A 14,917-nucleotide genomic window follows, 5' to 3' on the forward strand; every position below is an offset into this window, starting at 1 on the left:
GGTGCCGCATTCGGCACCACCGGACTCGAATCCCGTGGCCGCACGTCTACCTCGGCCGACCCGCGCGGTGTCGGCGACTCCGGTTTCGTGTAGCCGCGCGGAGCCGGGGCGTCAGAGCCCTTGCGGGCCCTCCGAGCGCAGGTCCTCCACTTTGCTCATCGCCGCACGCAGTTCCTCGAGCCATGCTTCCGCGTGCTGGCCCGCCAGCTTCACCGTCCAGGCCAGCGCATCGGCCCGGGAGCGCGCGACGCCTGCGTCGACCAGGGTGTCGAGTACCTTGCGTTCCGGCTGGCGTAGCCGGGTCATGACAGGCACCGCCAGGTGGGTGAACAGAATGCGCTGACCGTCGACCGAAACACCCCACGCCACACTGCGGGCGTAGCGCTGCTGGGCTTCGTCGGCGATCTGCATCCGTGCGCCACGGGTGGTTTCGCGGAACCGCGCCACCGCTCCCTGTTTCGTCGCGTCCGGAACCGTGCGGGTGGCGGCCTCCCCGCTCGCCGCAGTCGATTTCTTCCCCTCGGCGGGGTCTGGCTGGGGGAGCGGCAGTTCGCCGACCACCACTATCTCGTCCCGGTCGATTTCGATGGTGGGACTGCCGGTGAACCATTCGCCGGGCAGACGTCCCGCGAACCAGTCCGCCGCATCCGCCGCATCCGGTAGGTCGGCCTGCTGCCAGCCGCCGGGCCGACCGAATCCGCGCCCGCGATGTCCGTGCTTCATGGTGCACCTTCTTCATCCGGCAATTACTTGATTACAAGATTACGCCGATCCGAAAGAAGTGTCAGTACGCCCGCCAGTTGCTCGATACCGGCGGCCGGTCGAACGCCGAAACATGATCGCCGACCCAATCCGCATAGGCACGCGGGTCACGACCGAGAACCGCCGCGACATCGTCGGTCAGCACAGCATTGCCGCCCGCGCGCGCGAAGGCCTGACCCGCCAGCGCACCGTCCACGAATTCCTGCGTGGCTCCCGCGGCGAGCATATGGTCGCGGGCGGCGGCCTCGGCGATATCGACCACTTCGACGGGACGCCCGAGCACGGCCGCCAAGGCAGCAGCCTGGTCGTGAGTGGTGAGCAGTTCGGGGCCGGTGAGCGTATAGACGCGACCGGAATGCGCGGAAGACGACAATGCCTCCGCCGCGACCGCGGAGACATCACGCGGGTCGACCACACCCTGCGCACCCGAGCCGGTCAGGTTCGAGACGGGTAGACCGCTGTGGAGGGCCGGCGCCCAGCTGAGCGTGTTCGACGCGAAGGAGCTGGGACGCAATATGGTCCAGTCGACGCCGGCGGCACGAACCGCTTCCTCTCCGGGCAGATGCCAGGTACCGACCCGGCCGAGGGCGGGGTCGCCGGTGCCGATAGCCGACAGTTTCACGATCCGGCGGGCGCCGGCGTCGCGCGCGGCTCGGACGAGTGCGCGGTCGGCTTCGGCGTACTCCGGGCCGAGTACGCCGACGATGAATACCGCCACCGCACCGACCAGCGCGCGTTGCATTCCGGGGAGATCAGCGTAGTCTCCGCGCACGACTTCCACCGCGGTGGGGAACCGGGCCGCGTCCGGTCTCCGGTTTATTGCGCGAACGCGCTCGCCGCGATCCGACAGGAGACGGACGATCTCGCCGCCGATGGTGCCCGTGGCACCGGTGATGATGATCATGGGCACAACCGTGCCGTTCCGCGTGCCGGACCGATAGGAAATTTCGGCACGGCGCAACCGTCCTGATCTGCATACAGTCGAAGGGTGACCATTGCGCAGGGCCAGGCGCCCGTGATAACCGACCTCACCGAGAGCGCGACGCCCGCACCGGAATCCCTGCGCCCCTGGTTCACCGAGCTCGGGCACATACCAACGGTGCGCGATACATCCATACCGTTCGCCCATATCCCCCAGGCCGCCGCCATGATCGTCCTGCGTACCGAGGACTGCGGCCCACGTGATGCTCTCGTACTCGGGCCGAGAACGAGGGCGTCCTATGCCGAAGCGGACAAACCCATGGGCTGTCTCCGGTTGCGGCTCGCTCCGGGCGCCGTCGGACCACTGCTGGGGGTGTCCGCCGGTGAGCTGACCGACCGGATCGTCCGCCTTGCCGACCTGCCCGGTCCGGCGGCGCAATTCGCCGGCGAACTCGTCGAATTGCGGCGCGACGAGCTCTTCCCCTATCTGGAACAGCGGCTACCGCAACGGATCCGGGAGAGCTCGGCCCAGATATCGCATCGAAAACTGCTGCGCACCGCCGTCGAATACGTATCGGGCCGTGCCGTGCCGGCCACTGTCCCGGCGCTGGCCGGCACCCTGGCGGTGAGCGAACGCCAGCTCCGCAATCTCTTCAGTTCCGGTATCGGCGTATCTCCCAAGCACTACAACCGGATAGACCGGATCCGGCGAGTGCTGACCCGTCTCGGAACATCACCGTGGTCGCATCTGGCAGTCGGCGCCGGCTATTACGACCAATCCCATCTGACCGCCGAGTTCCGTTCTTTCATGGGTGTCGCCCCCGGCTCTTTCCTCGGCGGTACCCGGCTGCCGATTCAACCCTGCCGCCCCGCGATATACGTTCGAACCATCAGCTCGTCGGGTCGATGAGTGTCTTGCCGACGGCTCGTCCCTCGGCCGCCCGGCCCAGGGCTCGTGCGGTGTCCGCCAGTGCGAGACCGCGCTGCGGGGTCGGAACTCGCAGTCAGCCGCGCAGCGCGGAGGCGAAGATCGCGGGCAGGCGGGACCAGCGCGGGTCGGTGGCGAAGGCCGTGAGCAGCCGGCCCGTTTGCGCCGCGGTCCGGTTGGTGACGAACCAGGGCGGTTTGGGGGTGAGCGCCCATTCGCGATTCAGCACCGACCGAGGCGCGGGGCGGAAGGGACCGCGCACGACGGTGCGTTCGATCCGGTCGATCAGCCAGGCGTTGTGCACGACGCCGATACCGCTGCTCACATCGTCGAGAGTGTGCCCGGGATAGGCGCCCCAGCTCGCGGTGGGAGTCAGATAGCCGACCGCGGTCCACGCGTTCACCGCGACGGTGCCGTAGCGTAACTGCTCGATCATCGTGTCGAAGTGGTCGCCGAGAGTGGCGACTGTGCCAGGGTGCGCGACGATGTTCACGCCGAGGGTGCCGGTGAACTTCTCGTTGGCCGTGTCGACTGCGGTGCGGGCGAACTCCGGGCCGCTTCCCGGGAGTTCGACGACACCCAGCACGGGCGCGAAGTATTCCGCGCAGAGCAGCGCTTCGTCCGATTCCGGGTCGAGACCTGTCACCAGCAGTCGTCCGCCGCCGGGACCCAGCCGCCGGGCGTCCGGGTAGGCGGAGTGGGCGCTGTCCACCCGGTCGTCGCTGCCCGGGTAGTAGGCGGGACGGGCGGGCGCGCGTTCGACGGCGGCGGCGAGCGCGGCCAGGAACTCGTCCTTCTGCGCCCAGTCCGCGGAGACGATCACCGCCTGGGTGGCCACACAGTTGTAGCCGCCGTTGTGTAGCCGTTGGGTCGCGATGTGCTCGGCCTGGAATTCCAGATCGGCCGCACTCCACTCACCGGGTAGCACGATCGTCGGTGATACTCCGCCGAGTTCGCTGCTGATCGGCTTGTCCAGCAGCGGCGTCCCGGCGGTTTTGCGTTCGGCCGCCGCGGGTCCGGTGCCCCAGACGATGGCATCGTGGGTGACGGCGCTGCCGGTCATATGGACGTGCGCGACTCGTTCGTGCGTGACGAGGCGACCGCCGATGTCGGCACCGCCGGTGAGTATCCGTACCGCTCCCAGCTCGATGAGCGGCGCGAAGATCTTCTCGAACACCGGGAGCATCGGGTCGGTGACCGGGTTCAGTTTGAGCGCCACCACCCGGTTGTGCGCGAAGAGTTCGTAGATCGTGTCCAGTGGCGCGATCGAGGTGATGTTGCCCGCGCCGAGTACCGCGCCGATTCCGTGTGTACGGGTCGGATCGCGCTGGGCGAGTCCGGCGCTCGCCTGCGCGGTGGCTGTGCTGACGCCTCGCTGCAGCCACACCTCGGCGCGGAACCCGCTGAGCAGGAGTCGGTCGTGTAGATCGGCCGGCAGGGCCTGTACGGTGACCCGTCCGCCGGCCGTGCCGAACCTCGCGTTCGCGAGCGGGCCGACACCGCGTTCGAGCGATTCGAGGGTGCGGGATACCGCGGTGAGGTTCGTGGCGAAGACGTAAGGCCCGGACAGCCATTCCTCCCCGACGAGCGGGGACGCGGGATCCAGGCCCTTGACGCGCACTGCGGCATCGACCCATTCCTGCGCGTACCGGCCGGTGAGTGCGCGCATCCGCTCGAGGAGAGCACGCCTGCCCGACAGCGGTAACCGGGACCATCGCCGCTCACCCTCGGTGAGGTCGGCGAGGGCGGTATCGATGACGCTGTCGGCCGCGGCGGCCTGGTCTGTCTGCACGTGAGAACTCCGTAGCTGGGAATCGCGCGGTGAGCCGGACATTCATGAGTGTGACTGTGCTCATGACCGAAGGAAATGTGTCGCTGTCGCGCAAATTCGGGTCTCATTTGTGCGCGGGCACAATTTCACCGTGGTGTGGCTCACTATCGGCCGACTAGACTGGCCGGTATGAGCACGCCCGCGTCCGCGCCTTCCATCGCCCCCCTGGCCGCCGCGCTGGCCGATTCCGCCGAGGCGATGACCGACGTCCTGGTCGACCGGATCGTCGCAGCCGATTCCTCCTATTCGGAATCCGGGCTGCTGACCCACGATCAGTTGCACCGAACCTGCCTGGAGAATCTCGCGTCGGTGATCGGGGCACTCGCCGGAACCGGTCCGCTGCCGCTGCAACCGGCCCGCGACGCCGGGCGCCTCAAGGCCGAACAGGGCATCCCGGTCGCCAGCCTGCTGCACGCCTACCGGTTGGGCGGCCGGCTCATCTGGGAGGAGTTGACGAAATGGTCGGCCGGGCCGGGCGACGCCCGGCTGCACGATCTGGCGACGCGACTGTGGGAATTCGTCGATCTGTACTCCGATGCCGCTGTCGAGGCCTACCGGGAGACCGAGATCCTGCTGGCGCATTCCGACGCCCAAGTGCAGACCCGGCTCGTGCGCACCCTCTTCGACGACCATTCGGGTAATCCGGCTCGGGTGCTCGAGGTCCTGCGCATGCTCGGGTTTCCGGAACGCGGCGCGTTCGCCGTGGCCGCCATCGATACCGAACCCAGCGCGCCCCTCCCCGCACAGCTCGCCACAGCGCTGCGGGATGCCGGGGTCCGATCGGTCTGGGACGCTCAGATCGACGCGTATCTCGGCCTCTTGTCGGCGGGGTCGGCGGCGGGGATCGACCGTGCGGCGGCGACGATCTCGATGTTCGTCGATGATCGGGTGGGTCTCAGTACCATCGTCACCACACCCCTGTCCATCACCACGGCAGTGACCGAAGCGCGACTGGCATCGCGGTCGGCCCGGCCGGGTTCGGCCGCCATGATCCGGTTCGGCGACGAGCCGGCTGCCCATTTGCTCATCGCCGTCCCCGAGGCGGGCCGGCGGGCTGCCACCCAGATCTTGGGGCCGTTACTCGATCTCGCCGCTACCGAGCGCGCTGACCTGATCGAAGCGCTCGACGCATGGTTCCGGTGCGGTGGTTCGGCGGCGGCGGTCGCCGAAACCATCCACTGCCACCGCAATACGGTGCGTTATCGGCTGCGCAAGATTCGTGATCTCACCGGCCGCGATACCACCGACCCACGCCAGTCCGCCGAGTTGTTCCTCGCTCTGGAGGCGCTCGCGCTGCTCGGGTCGAGCGATCCGATCGAGCGGTAGCGGCGGCCGTCGGCACCCTGTGGAGCAGGGATCTTTCCGGCCGATCGCCGAATTCGGACCCATCCGGATCGATGCGCGGATCCGAATGTGAGACGACAACATCTCTTTCAAATGAAAGGTGATAGATGGGCACCGCCAAGCACAGAGCAGTCAGCCCGCGTCGAACCAAGATGGGGTCCATGGTCGTGGCGGGTGCCGTTCCCGTCGTTCTCACACTGGTGGGGACCGGCAGCGCGAATGCGGGGCCGGACCGGTGGATCCCGGTGAACGGCACCGAGCGGGTCGCTCCCGTAGCGGACGAGCCGGCACCGGCCGGCCCTGCTGTCGCCGGGGAGGCCACGGGGGTGGACGGCAGCTCTCCGCAGTGGCCCGCGGCCGAAGCACCGAATGTGCGCCCTTACCAAGGTATCCGGATTCCGGATGACATTCTGTCCTCGCTGCAGTGGGCGCGGACCGCTCCGAGGAACGAATACCTGGCGCCGGTGGATTCCTTGCACGCGCCGGTCCCGGTCGCACCCGTTCCGCCGATCGCACCGCCGCCCGGCGCTTTGCGTTTCGGCGATGTCCAGGTCGAGTCGCCGGATTGGCTGCCCCGTGAACAGGCCATCCAGCTCAACGACGGTTCCGCGACGGCCGAGGCGAATCTCGCGACTTTCCTCGATTCCGTCGGTATGGAGCGCACCCGCTCCGACCGGGTCGCCGGTCAGACAATGGGTGCCGCAGCGCTCGGCGCGGCCGCGGGCGCCGCGGTCGCCAGCCCGTTCGCTGTTATCGGAGCAGGTGTGGGCGGTGCGATGGGGCTGGCGATCGGGATACCGTTCGCGCCGATCGGCCTGGCCGCGGCGCCCCTGGGCGCTGCCTACGGTTTTGCCCTGATGGCGGCCCCGCTCGCCGGTATCGGTGCGGGTATCGGTGCCGGTATCGGTGCGGCGGCTGCCCTGAGTGCTCCGCCCCGGGCGGTCGGATCCGCTCCTGAGGCGCTCGCTCCGGCCGGTCCGGACACGACCGTCGCGGACGATCCGGCCGGTAGCTGATCGGCGTCACCGGGGCAGGGATCCCTGCGGGTCCGGCGGCTGGGCCGCTGTGGTCGCTTCCCGTGCGGCGACGGCGGATCCAGCACACCGAACCGATCGTCACTCTGCCGCGGGAACGAGCGTGTTGTGCCGGGCCGCCACCCACCAGCGTCCGTTCTCGGCGACCAGAACGTACAGCGCGACCATGGCCGGATCCCGGTCGATGAGGACGCCGTCCGCGGTGGTTGCCCGGGCCGACTTGTGGGCGATCGCGATATCCGGGCGGAGGAAGACTATATCGGTCATCTCGTAGGTGGCGTACTCGTCCTTCAGGAACCCGGTCAGTCCGCGGCGTGCGGCCTCGAGCAGCGCGTCGCGGCCGGTGATCACCGTGCCGACCGCGTTACCGGCGGCCGCGTTCGCGGTGAAGCCGCTGACCATCAGTTCGGCGTCGTTGGTGTTGTAGCCGGTTTCGACATCCTTGATCAGGCCCTCGATCGCGGCGATATCGGCGGTGTGGTCGGTGCTCGTATCCCCGAGGACCGGTGCTTCGTTCGTGTTCATGAGGCCATCTTCTGACCTCGAGCTAACTCGAGGTCAACTGCTCCGTTTTGCGGCGGTGACCGTATGTCGGATCCGGAGTCGGTCAGCGCAGTTGGACCACGGCCGTCGCGCGGCCGAAGATCCGGCGGCCGCCGTGGCGGGCGGTGAGAGCGATCGTCGCGGTCCGGTTCACCGGGTCCACCGTCTTCACCTTGCCGGAGTACTCGATATCGGCACCCTCGGCGGTGACATGGACAGGGCTGGTCAGGCGTACCGCGTATTCGCGGACCGCGCCCGGATCGCCGAGCCAGGAGGTGACGTATCCGGCGCCGATACCGATGGTGAGCATGCCGTGTGCGACGGGGGAGTCCAGTTCGGCCAACCCGGCTACCGCGCCGCTCCAGTGGATCGGATTGGGGTCACCGGATACACCGGCGTAGTTCACCAGGTCGCCCGCGGTCAGTCGAACGGTCCGGGGCTGAAGATCATCGCCGGCGGTGACCGTCTCGAAGGCGCGGGCGTGACGGCTCACCGGCGTGGAGGGTATCGAATCGACGACCAGTTCCTCCCACAGGGCATTGTCCGCCGGTGGCCGGGCCGGACTCGGTTCTTGCTCGGTTCCCGGGCGGAAGCCGTGCATGAGAATACCGGACCCGATCTCGGTGAGGCCGGATTCGACGCCGGTCCGGCCCACGATGCTGGTGTGCGAGACGAGGACCGGCCGGCCGTCACGGTCGGTGACCGATGTCCGGAAACCCATGAGGTCGCCACCGAACGCCTGGCGGAACGATTCGAGGCGGACTTCGAAGAACAGCGCGTCGGTGTGGCGGATCGGGCGGTAATAGCGGATCACCTGATCGGTCTGCATGATCTGGCTCAGGTCGTAACCGGTCATGACGGACGCGAACATCTCCGATTGCGCGAGGAAGCCAGGCACCGAGAAAAAGGTCAGCGGTGCGATGAGCCCACCGTACCCGTGGTCCGCGCCGGCGTCCTCCGACCAGTGGACGGGATGATGATCCTGCACCGCGCGGGCGAATTCGCGGATCTTCTCCCGCCCGACGACATAGTGGTCGCGGGCACGGTACCGATATCCCACCGGCAGACCCGGCCCCTGCGCGGAAATCGCTTCTCGAGTTTCGGAAACGGCCATCTCTTCAGAACTCACGTCGGCCCACTTTACCGATATTTCCGTGTTCTGCCGGGTGGGAGAGTGGGTGCGAGCGAACCCGCCGCCGCACGGGTTCGGCAGCAGGTGAGGCGAATTCGGGGGTAGGGGTGGGTGCCATCGCCGTCAGCCGATATTCGCGGAGAGATCGGGGATCATCCGTAATGCCTGATCCGCCCAGTTGTTCCATGCGTGGATCCCGGCGGCGGGGAAATCGTAGTGCACATTCTGTCCGCCCAGGGTCGCCATTCTGATCTGGAAGGCGCGAGTGTTCACCAGGGCCAGCGCCTCGAGCCCCATTCCGTTGACGGTATTGATGCTCGCGCTGTCGGTCGCGGTGGGCAGCCCACTCGCCGCCGAGACCCAGAGTCGGGTGTTGTTCGCGACCAGCCGGGGTGCGGCGACGAACGGGTCGATCCGCAGCCATTTCGGATCCCAGGGCGCGGCCATCGCGTCCACGTTGTAGCCGCCGGCGTCGATCATGGCCACGCGGATCGCCTCCCGCATGCCGGGCGCCGAGATGTTCAGATAACCCGAGTAGGACCCGGCGAAACTGAACTGGCCGGGATGATCGCCTGCCAGGGTCAGGGCGGCGCTGCCACCCATCGACAGCCCGAACACACCGTTGCGCTGGGTGGCGAACCCGAACCGGTCGCGCAGGGCGGCGGGTAGTTCCCGGGTCAGGAAGGTTTCCCATTTGTAGGTATAGGACTTACCGGGTCCCGCCGACAGGGCCTGGAGTCCGCCGGAGCCCGATGCGGACCCTGAGGCCGAGCCTGCGGCCGAGCCGGATCCGGGTGGTACCCCGAGGAAGGAACTGGGTGCGTTCCAGTCGGTATAGAAACTGGACTGCCCACCGACCGGCATCACGACATTGATATTCCATTTGGTGAATTCCCGGGCGATATCGGTATCGATCTCCCAACCGCTGAGGTCCTCCCGCGCCCGCATTCCGTCCAGGGCGTAGACCACACGCGATGTGTTTCCGTCCGCGGCGCGGAATACGCGCGATTTGATCGGACCCATACTCGATTCGACCCAGAAATCCGCTCCGGCGGGGTCGAATGCGGCGCGCGCGGGGGCGGTACTTCCGCTGATCAGGGAAATCGCTTGGATGAGCACCGCCAGCGCGGCGGTGGCCAGCCAGAGGGTTCGGCGGTTCAGGGCGTCCACCGGCGCCGGAGACAATCGGGTTCGCATCGCGGAGCAGGGCCTTTCGTCCGGGTGAGCACAGGGTCGGGGCGGCCGGTCTGCGCCGGTGCCGCGGTGCCCGACCGGTGCCGATCAGCGCGCGACCCCCGCCGCGGTCTCGGCATACCGATCGGTTTGTCGTAGGTGAACCCGTCGGCGTTACCTATCTGTGATCTGATTCGCCCCGGCACGGTTCCCGGTATGACCGGCACCGGGCCGGAGATGCCACCGTGCCCGGGTGATCGGTGCGCCTCGTTGCCGGGCTGGGCCACCACCCGGAGACCAGCCGAACGACGTGGTAGTGCGAGGAGCTCGAGCTTCGCGCCCGAGAGATCGCTGCGCGCGCAGGGAGGCCGTCTATGGAGTCACCGGCCCGGGTGACCGGTTCCGCATGGACTGGCGGCACACCGGTACCGACGCCCCGGACGTGGTGCGCCGGTGGTCCGAGCTCGTGGCGAGTGACCAGCACGGTCTGGAAGAACTGCGGCTTCTCAGCGCCGACGCCGGGAGCAGCGGACGAAGCTGTGCAATCGGCGGTGATCGCGGCAGTGCGACACTGCGCGCGGAAGGTGAGTGCCGCACTCGCCTTCCGGTTCTCGCAGCATGCCTATGCGGACTACTCCGACCCGGTCCCGGCGGCTTCCCGCACGGTGTTCGACGACTTCAGCCGAACTTTCGGATATGGGGGGTCATGCATGCGACGATCGAGTTCCTCGGGGAGAAGTAGTCACATTCCTCATGGCGGCCCTCGGGATTGCAACCCTCGAGCGATGGCTCACCGCCGGGCGAAGGCGGGCTGCTACCCTCGCCCGCTACCTCGTTTTCGAAATACAGCCTAGGGGTGGGCCTTCTGATATGCCTCGGCGATCTCCGCCGAGATCCGGCCCCGATTGGACACTTCCAGGCCGTTCTTGCGCGCCCATTCGCGAATGGTCTGGGTGCGGGCATTGTTGTTCGCCGCCTGCGGGCGTTGCTTGCCCTTCACCCTGCCACCGACCCGGCGGGCATGCTCGGTCCAGAATCCGACTGTGCTGCGCAGGGTTTCGGCGTTATCGGCGGAGAGATCGATCTCGTAGGTGACACCGTCCAGAGCGAGCGTGACAGTTTCCTCGGCGATCGAAGTTCCGTCGTAGTCGTCGACCAGCTCGACGATGACCTTACGCGCCATGCAGTCCTCCGAACGGTGGGCAAACTATCCGGACAATGGTAGCCAAAGATCGGCGCCCACCCGGAACCCGGCGTCGCGGTCCGTCTCGGAGGAGGGCGGAAGAGTCGGACCGCGCACGGTGTTCTACGAGCGTGGAACTGTCATTGCTGGACCGGTCGCGGACCCGGGTCGGGGAACCCGAAGCGGCCGCCTTGACCCATACCGTCGAACGGGCCGTGGCGGCCGAGAAATCCGGGTATCGGCGCTTCTGGGTGGCCGAACATCATGCGGTGCCCGGGATCGCGTCCGGCTCGCCACCCGTTCTGCTCGCGGCACTGGGCGCGCGGACCTCGACGATCCGGATCGGGTCCGGCGGGGTGATGCTGCCCCACCATCAGCCACTTGTGGTGGCCGAGCAGTTCCTCATGCTGGAGGCCCTGTTCCCCGCCCGCGTCGATCTGGGGCTCGGTCGCTCACCGGCATTCACCGCTCCGGTTCGCCGGGCCATGCGGCAGGAGGAAGACCCGCCGGACCGGTTCGCGGAGGAACTGGCCGAATTGCGTGACTACCTCGACGGAGCCGGACCCGTCACCGCGCACCCGGTGACCGACCGGACGGTGCCCATGTTCGTCCTGGCTACTGGGCAGGGACTCGCGGTCGCCGCGCGACTGGGTCTGCCGGCAGTGCTCGGCGGACCGCTGGTGGACAGCCCGGATATCGCTGCCGCACTCGCCGGTTACCGCCGTGACTTCCGGCCCAGCCCGCGCGCGCAGCGCCCGGGCGTGACGATCGCGCTGGACGTCACCGTCGCCGAAACCGACGAGGAGGCCCGCTCACTGGTCCTACCCGAAGCCTGGGCGATGGCACGCTCCCGTACGACCGGTGAATTCCCGCCGTTGGAGCCGGTAGCCGCGATCGCGAATCAGCCGTGGACCGACCAGACCCGCCGCCGCGTCGAAGCGACCGTGCGCCACGCGGTCGCGGGTACGCCACAGACCGTGCGCCGCAGGATCGAAGAACTCACCGACCGAACCGGGGCCGACGAACTGCTGGTCACCACCTCTACCTACGACCGGGACGCACTGGCCGCCTCCGATAGCGCGCTGGCGCGGATCATCGCGGGCTGAGCTGTGCACCGGCGCTTCGGCCCGGTGACGACGCTATCCCACCCGGGTCGTATGGAACTCGTGGAAAGCGCGCAGAGTTTCGGTCGGCGCCTCGAGCTGCGGATAGTGACCCACCTCGGGCAGTTCGACCACGTCGGGCTCGGCGATCAGCCGGCGGTAGCGGCGCACCATCGGTGCACCCGATACCGGATCGCGTAACCCGTCGATCAGCCGGACCGGGACCTGCGGGCGGGTCAACGCCCCGACCCAGCGCTGCCGGTGGGTACGTCGCTCGGCCATATAACCCATCAGTTTGTGGCCGTTGCGTTTCCCGTGCTTACTGCACCACAGCATCCAGAACTGGTGCATCTGCTCCTCGTCGAGCCGGGAATCGGCGGCGAATACCGCGTTCAGGCTGTGCGCGAAGGTCTTCTCGCTGCCGAACCGGCCGACCAGCGGACCCAGGGGGCTCGCCAGCAGTCGCTGGATCGGCCGCGGCCGGTGGGCTTCCGGGAACAGGCCGCCGTTGAGCAGGCAGACCGACTCGATCATCAGCGATCGGTCGCCGGATGCCCGGCGTTCGGCATCTCGGGCGAGCAGCTCCTGGGCCACCGTATCGCCGTAGTCGTGGGCCAGGATGTGGAAATTCTCCACGCCCTGTTCGCGCAGCAACTGTTCGGCCAGATCGGCCTGATCGACGATGGTGTAGTCGTAGTGCTGCGGTTTGGCCGACCAGCCGAAACCGATCAGATCCGGGGCCAGTACCCGCTCGAACTGCTCGCACAGCTCAGGCCACAGCATGTGCCAATCCCAGGACGCGGTGGGGAACCCGTGTAGGCACAGTAGGGTTCCGGACGATCCGGTACCGCCCGCGCGCCAGAAGATCTGGTGTCCGCGATGGGTGAAACGCGCTCCGCTCGACCGCCAGCTCGCAAACTCGTCCATATGCCCAGCATGCCCCGCTGCGGGGCGCGGGTCGAGGATGTCGTGGGCGCGTCGGCACGACGTCGCGGGCGGCCGGAATTCTTCCGGCCCGGGGTAGGCTCGACGCCCGAACGAACCGGAAATGACCCACCCGCCCACTGCACGAGGAGGCGCACCGTGCGAATCGGCATTCTGCTCAGTGAACGGTCCGGACCCGACGCGTTGCGGCTGCTCGCCGACGATCTCCGCCGGACCGCCGACGAAGGGTTCACCTCCGCGTGGCTCTCGCATATCTTCGGCGTCGACGCGCTCACCGCGCTGGCGGTCGCTGGTAGCCAGGTCCCCGATATCGAACTCGGTACCGCGGTGGTGCCCACCTACCCGCGGCATCCAGGTGCGCTGGCCCAGCAGGCGCGCACCACCGCGCTCGCAGTGGGCCCGGATCGCCTCACTCTCGGTATCGGGCTGTCCCACCAGGTGGTCATCGAGAACATGTACGGGTACGGATTCGAACGGCCCGCCCGCCATATGCGCGAGTACCTCATGGTGCTGGATCCGCTACTGGAACGGCGTCCGGCGTCGTTCACCGGCGAGACCCTGAGCGGCAATCTGGAACTCGGGATCCCGGACGAGGGCCGTATCCCGGTGCTGCTGGCGGCTCTCGGTACCCAGATGCTGCGGCTGGCGGGGCGGCGCGCCGACGGCACCGTTCTCTGGATGACCGGACCGGCCACGATTCGTGACCATATCGCCCCGACCATCGGTGCCGCCGCCACGGAAGCAGGACGGCCGCCCGCGCGCATCGTGTGCTCGCTGCCCGTTCTGGTGACCGATGATGTGGACGGTGCCCGGGCCCGGGCCGCCGAAACCTTCGCGACCTACGGCATGCTGCCGTCGTATCGGGCGATGATGGATCGGGAAGGGGCCGACGGACCCGCGGATCTGGCCATCATCGGATCCGAGGATCAGGTCGCGGCGCGCATTCGCGATGTCTTCGACGCCGGAGCCACCGAATTCGTCGCCTCGGTCTTCGCCGGCGGCGCCGAGGCGCAGCGCACCCGGGAGCTGCTGGCCGGATTGGCCGGCTGAGCGGCCCGAGCCTCGTCAGCCCGGCCGGGTGATCATGACCGGGCAGGCGGAGTGCTGAACCAGCGACTGACTGGTCGACCCCAGCAGCAACCCCTTGAACCCGCCGCGCCCCCGGCTGCCGACCACGATCAGTTGTGCGCGTTCGGACCATTCGCGCAGATGCTGCGCCGGGGTCGACGGATACACCTCGCGCCGCACGGTGACCTCTGGGTAGCGTTGCTGCCAGCCGGCCAGCCGCTCGGCCAGCACCGCCTGTTCGGCGGTCTGTAGATCCTCGGCCGGGATCTCGATCAATCCGGTACTCGCGAACTCGGTGAAGGTCAGATCACTCCAGGTGTGCACCGCGACCAGATCCGTTTCGCGTTCGGCGGCTTCGGCGAACGCCGCGGCCACCGCGGTGTCGCTGACCGGGCTGCCGTCGACACCGACGACCACAGGACCCTCGGTGATGTCCTCACCGTTCTCGCGGACGGCGACGATCGTGCCGCGGCCGTGTGACGCGACCGCCAGAATGGTCGATCCGAGATGTGCGACCGCACCGCTACGCCGCGATCCGAGGACCACCATATGGGCCGATTTCGACAGTTCGATCAGCATTTTCGCGGAGCTCTGCTCCGAGAGCAGAGTATCGACGTCGACGTTCCGTGCGGCCTCGCGGGCGATCTGTGATCCGGTCGCGAGTGCCTGCTCACCATGGGTCTTCAGCGTCTGGACGGCTTCGTCGACCATCGGTTGGTAGGCGACCAGCCAAGTCTTGGCCGGAGTCGCGTTCATGCCGTAGGCGATGACCAGGCGCCGACTCCGCCGGGCAGCTACCGTGGCTCCCCAGCGGATGGCCGAATGCGCGGCGGGAGAACCGTCGGTGCCCACTACGACGGCAGCGGATACGAGCCGGTGCGGATCGTCTTCGTGTTCGGTCATGAGCCGAGTATCCCTCCGGCAAGCGGCCGCGGCGGTACCCTCTGGGC

14 protein-coding genes are annotated in these 14,917 nt (G+C 68.0%); 5 read left to right on the forward strand and 9 right to left on the reverse strand.

Annotated features, from left to right (window positions below):
* Positions 1-111: 111 nt before the first annotated feature.
* A complete protein-coding gene (locus OG405_RS09700) occupies positions 112-723 on the reverse strand; it encodes a hypothetical protein (RefSeq protein ID WP_327151281.1) in 612 nt (203 codons plus the stop codon).
* Between the two features lie 61 nt (positions 724-784).
* Complete coding sequence (locus OG405_RS09705; RefSeq protein WP_327151283.1) at positions 785-1,666, reverse strand: NAD(P)H-binding protein; 882 nt, start codon at positions 1,664-1,666, stop codon at positions 785-787.
* An 84-nt stretch (positions 1,667-1,750) separates the two neighbouring features.
* Between OG405_RS09705 and OG405_RS09710 the strand changes: the two genes are divergently transcribed.
* Positions 1,751-2,593, forward strand: a complete 843-nt coding sequence (locus OG405_RS09710) for a helix-turn-helix domain-containing protein (RefSeq protein WP_327151284.1) — start codon at positions 1,751-1,753, stop codon at positions 2,591-2,593.
* A gap of 94 nt (positions 2,594-2,687) precedes the next feature.
* Here OG405_RS09710 and OG405_RS09715 read toward each other — a convergent pair whose 3' ends face one another.
* Entirely contained in the window at positions 2,688-4,403 is a 1,716-nt protein-coding gene (locus OG405_RS09715) for an aldehyde dehydrogenase family protein (RefSeq protein ID WP_327151285.1), read from the reverse strand.
* 168 nt (positions 4,404-4,571) lie between these two features.
* On the opposite strand from OG405_RS09715, the gene OG405_RS09720 reads away from it, so the two are divergent.
* Entirely contained in the window at positions 4,572-5,768 is a 1,197-nt protein-coding gene (locus tag OG405_RS09720) for a PucR family transcriptional regulator (protein ID WP_327151286.1), read from the forward strand.
* Positions 5,769-5,893: 125 nt separating this feature from the next.
* Positions 5,894-6,802 carry a hypothetical protein gene (locus tag OG405_RS09725; protein WP_327151287.1) on the forward strand — a complete coding sequence of 303 codons (909 nt, stop codon included), beginning with the start codon at positions 5,894-5,896 and terminating at the stop codon, positions 6,800-6,802.
* Between the two features lie 99 nt (positions 6,803-6,901).
* Here OG405_RS09725 and OG405_RS09730 read toward each other — a convergent pair whose 3' ends face one another.
* From OG405_RS09730 to OG405_RS09745, 4 genes are all read right to left on the reverse strand, one after another.
* Complete coding sequence (locus OG405_RS09730) at positions 6,902-7,345, reverse strand: SgcJ/EcaC family oxidoreductase (protein ID WP_327151288.1); 444 nt, start codon at positions 7,343-7,345, stop codon at positions 6,902-6,904.
* 82 nt (positions 7,346-7,427) lie between these two features.
* On the reverse strand, positions 7,428-8,492 hold the full coding sequence (locus tag OG405_RS09735; RefSeq protein WP_327151289.1) for a fused (3R)-hydroxyacyl-ACP dehydratase subunits HadA/HadB: 1,065 nt from the start codon (positions 8,490-8,492) through the stop codon (positions 7,428-7,430).
* A 126-nt stretch (positions 8,493-8,618) separates the two neighbouring features.
* Positions 8,619-9,692, reverse strand: a complete 1,074-nt coding sequence (locus tag OG405_RS09740; RefSeq protein ID WP_327151290.1) for an alpha/beta hydrolase — start codon at positions 9,690-9,692, stop codon at positions 8,619-8,621.
* An 826-nt stretch (positions 9,693-10,518) separates the two neighbouring features.
* Positions 10,519-10,851, reverse strand: coding sequence for a histone-like nucleoid-structuring protein Lsr2 (locus OG405_RS09745; protein ID WP_327151291.1), 333 nt, complete (start codon positions 10,849-10,851; stop codon positions 10,519-10,521).
* 131 nt (positions 10,852-10,982) lie between these two features.
* Between OG405_RS09745 and OG405_RS09750 the strand changes: the two genes are divergently transcribed.
* The gene (locus OG405_RS09750; RefSeq protein WP_327151292.1) at positions 10,983-11,957 is read left to right on the forward strand and encodes an LLM class flavin-dependent oxidoreductase; all 975 of its coding nucleotides are present in this window, start codon (positions 10,983-10,985) and stop codon (positions 11,955-11,957) included.
* 33 nt (positions 11,958-11,990) lie between these two features.
* Here OG405_RS09750 and OG405_RS09755 read toward each other — a convergent pair whose 3' ends face one another.
* Positions 11,991-12,881: an alpha/beta fold hydrolase gene (locus tag OG405_RS09755; RefSeq protein ID WP_327151293.1), complete on the reverse strand. Its 891-nt coding sequence runs from the start codon at positions 12,879-12,881 to the stop codon at positions 11,991-11,993.
* A gap of 156 nt (positions 12,882-13,037) precedes the next feature.
* Here OG405_RS09755 and OG405_RS09760 point away from each other — a divergent pair, with 156 nt between their 5' ends.
* Positions 13,038-13,949 (forward strand): LLM class F420-dependent oxidoreductase, encoded by a 912-nt coding sequence (locus tag OG405_RS09760; protein WP_327151294.1) that lies wholly within the window; start codon positions 13,038-13,040, stop codon positions 13,947-13,949.
* Between the two features lie 15 nt (positions 13,950-13,964).
* Here the strand turns inward: OG405_RS09760 and OG405_RS09765 are convergent, their stop codons facing one another.
* Positions 13,965-14,870 (reverse strand): universal stress protein, encoded by a 906-nt coding sequence (locus tag OG405_RS09765; RefSeq protein ID WP_327151295.1) that lies wholly within the window; start codon positions 14,868-14,870, stop codon positions 13,965-13,967.
* Between the last annotated feature and the right edge of the window lie 47 nt (positions 14,871-14,917).

Source organism: Nocardia sp. NBC_01329 (genome assembly GCF_035956715.1).
Classification (GTDB): Bacteria; Actinomycetota; Actinomycetes; order Mycobacteriales; family Mycobacteriaceae; genus Nocardia.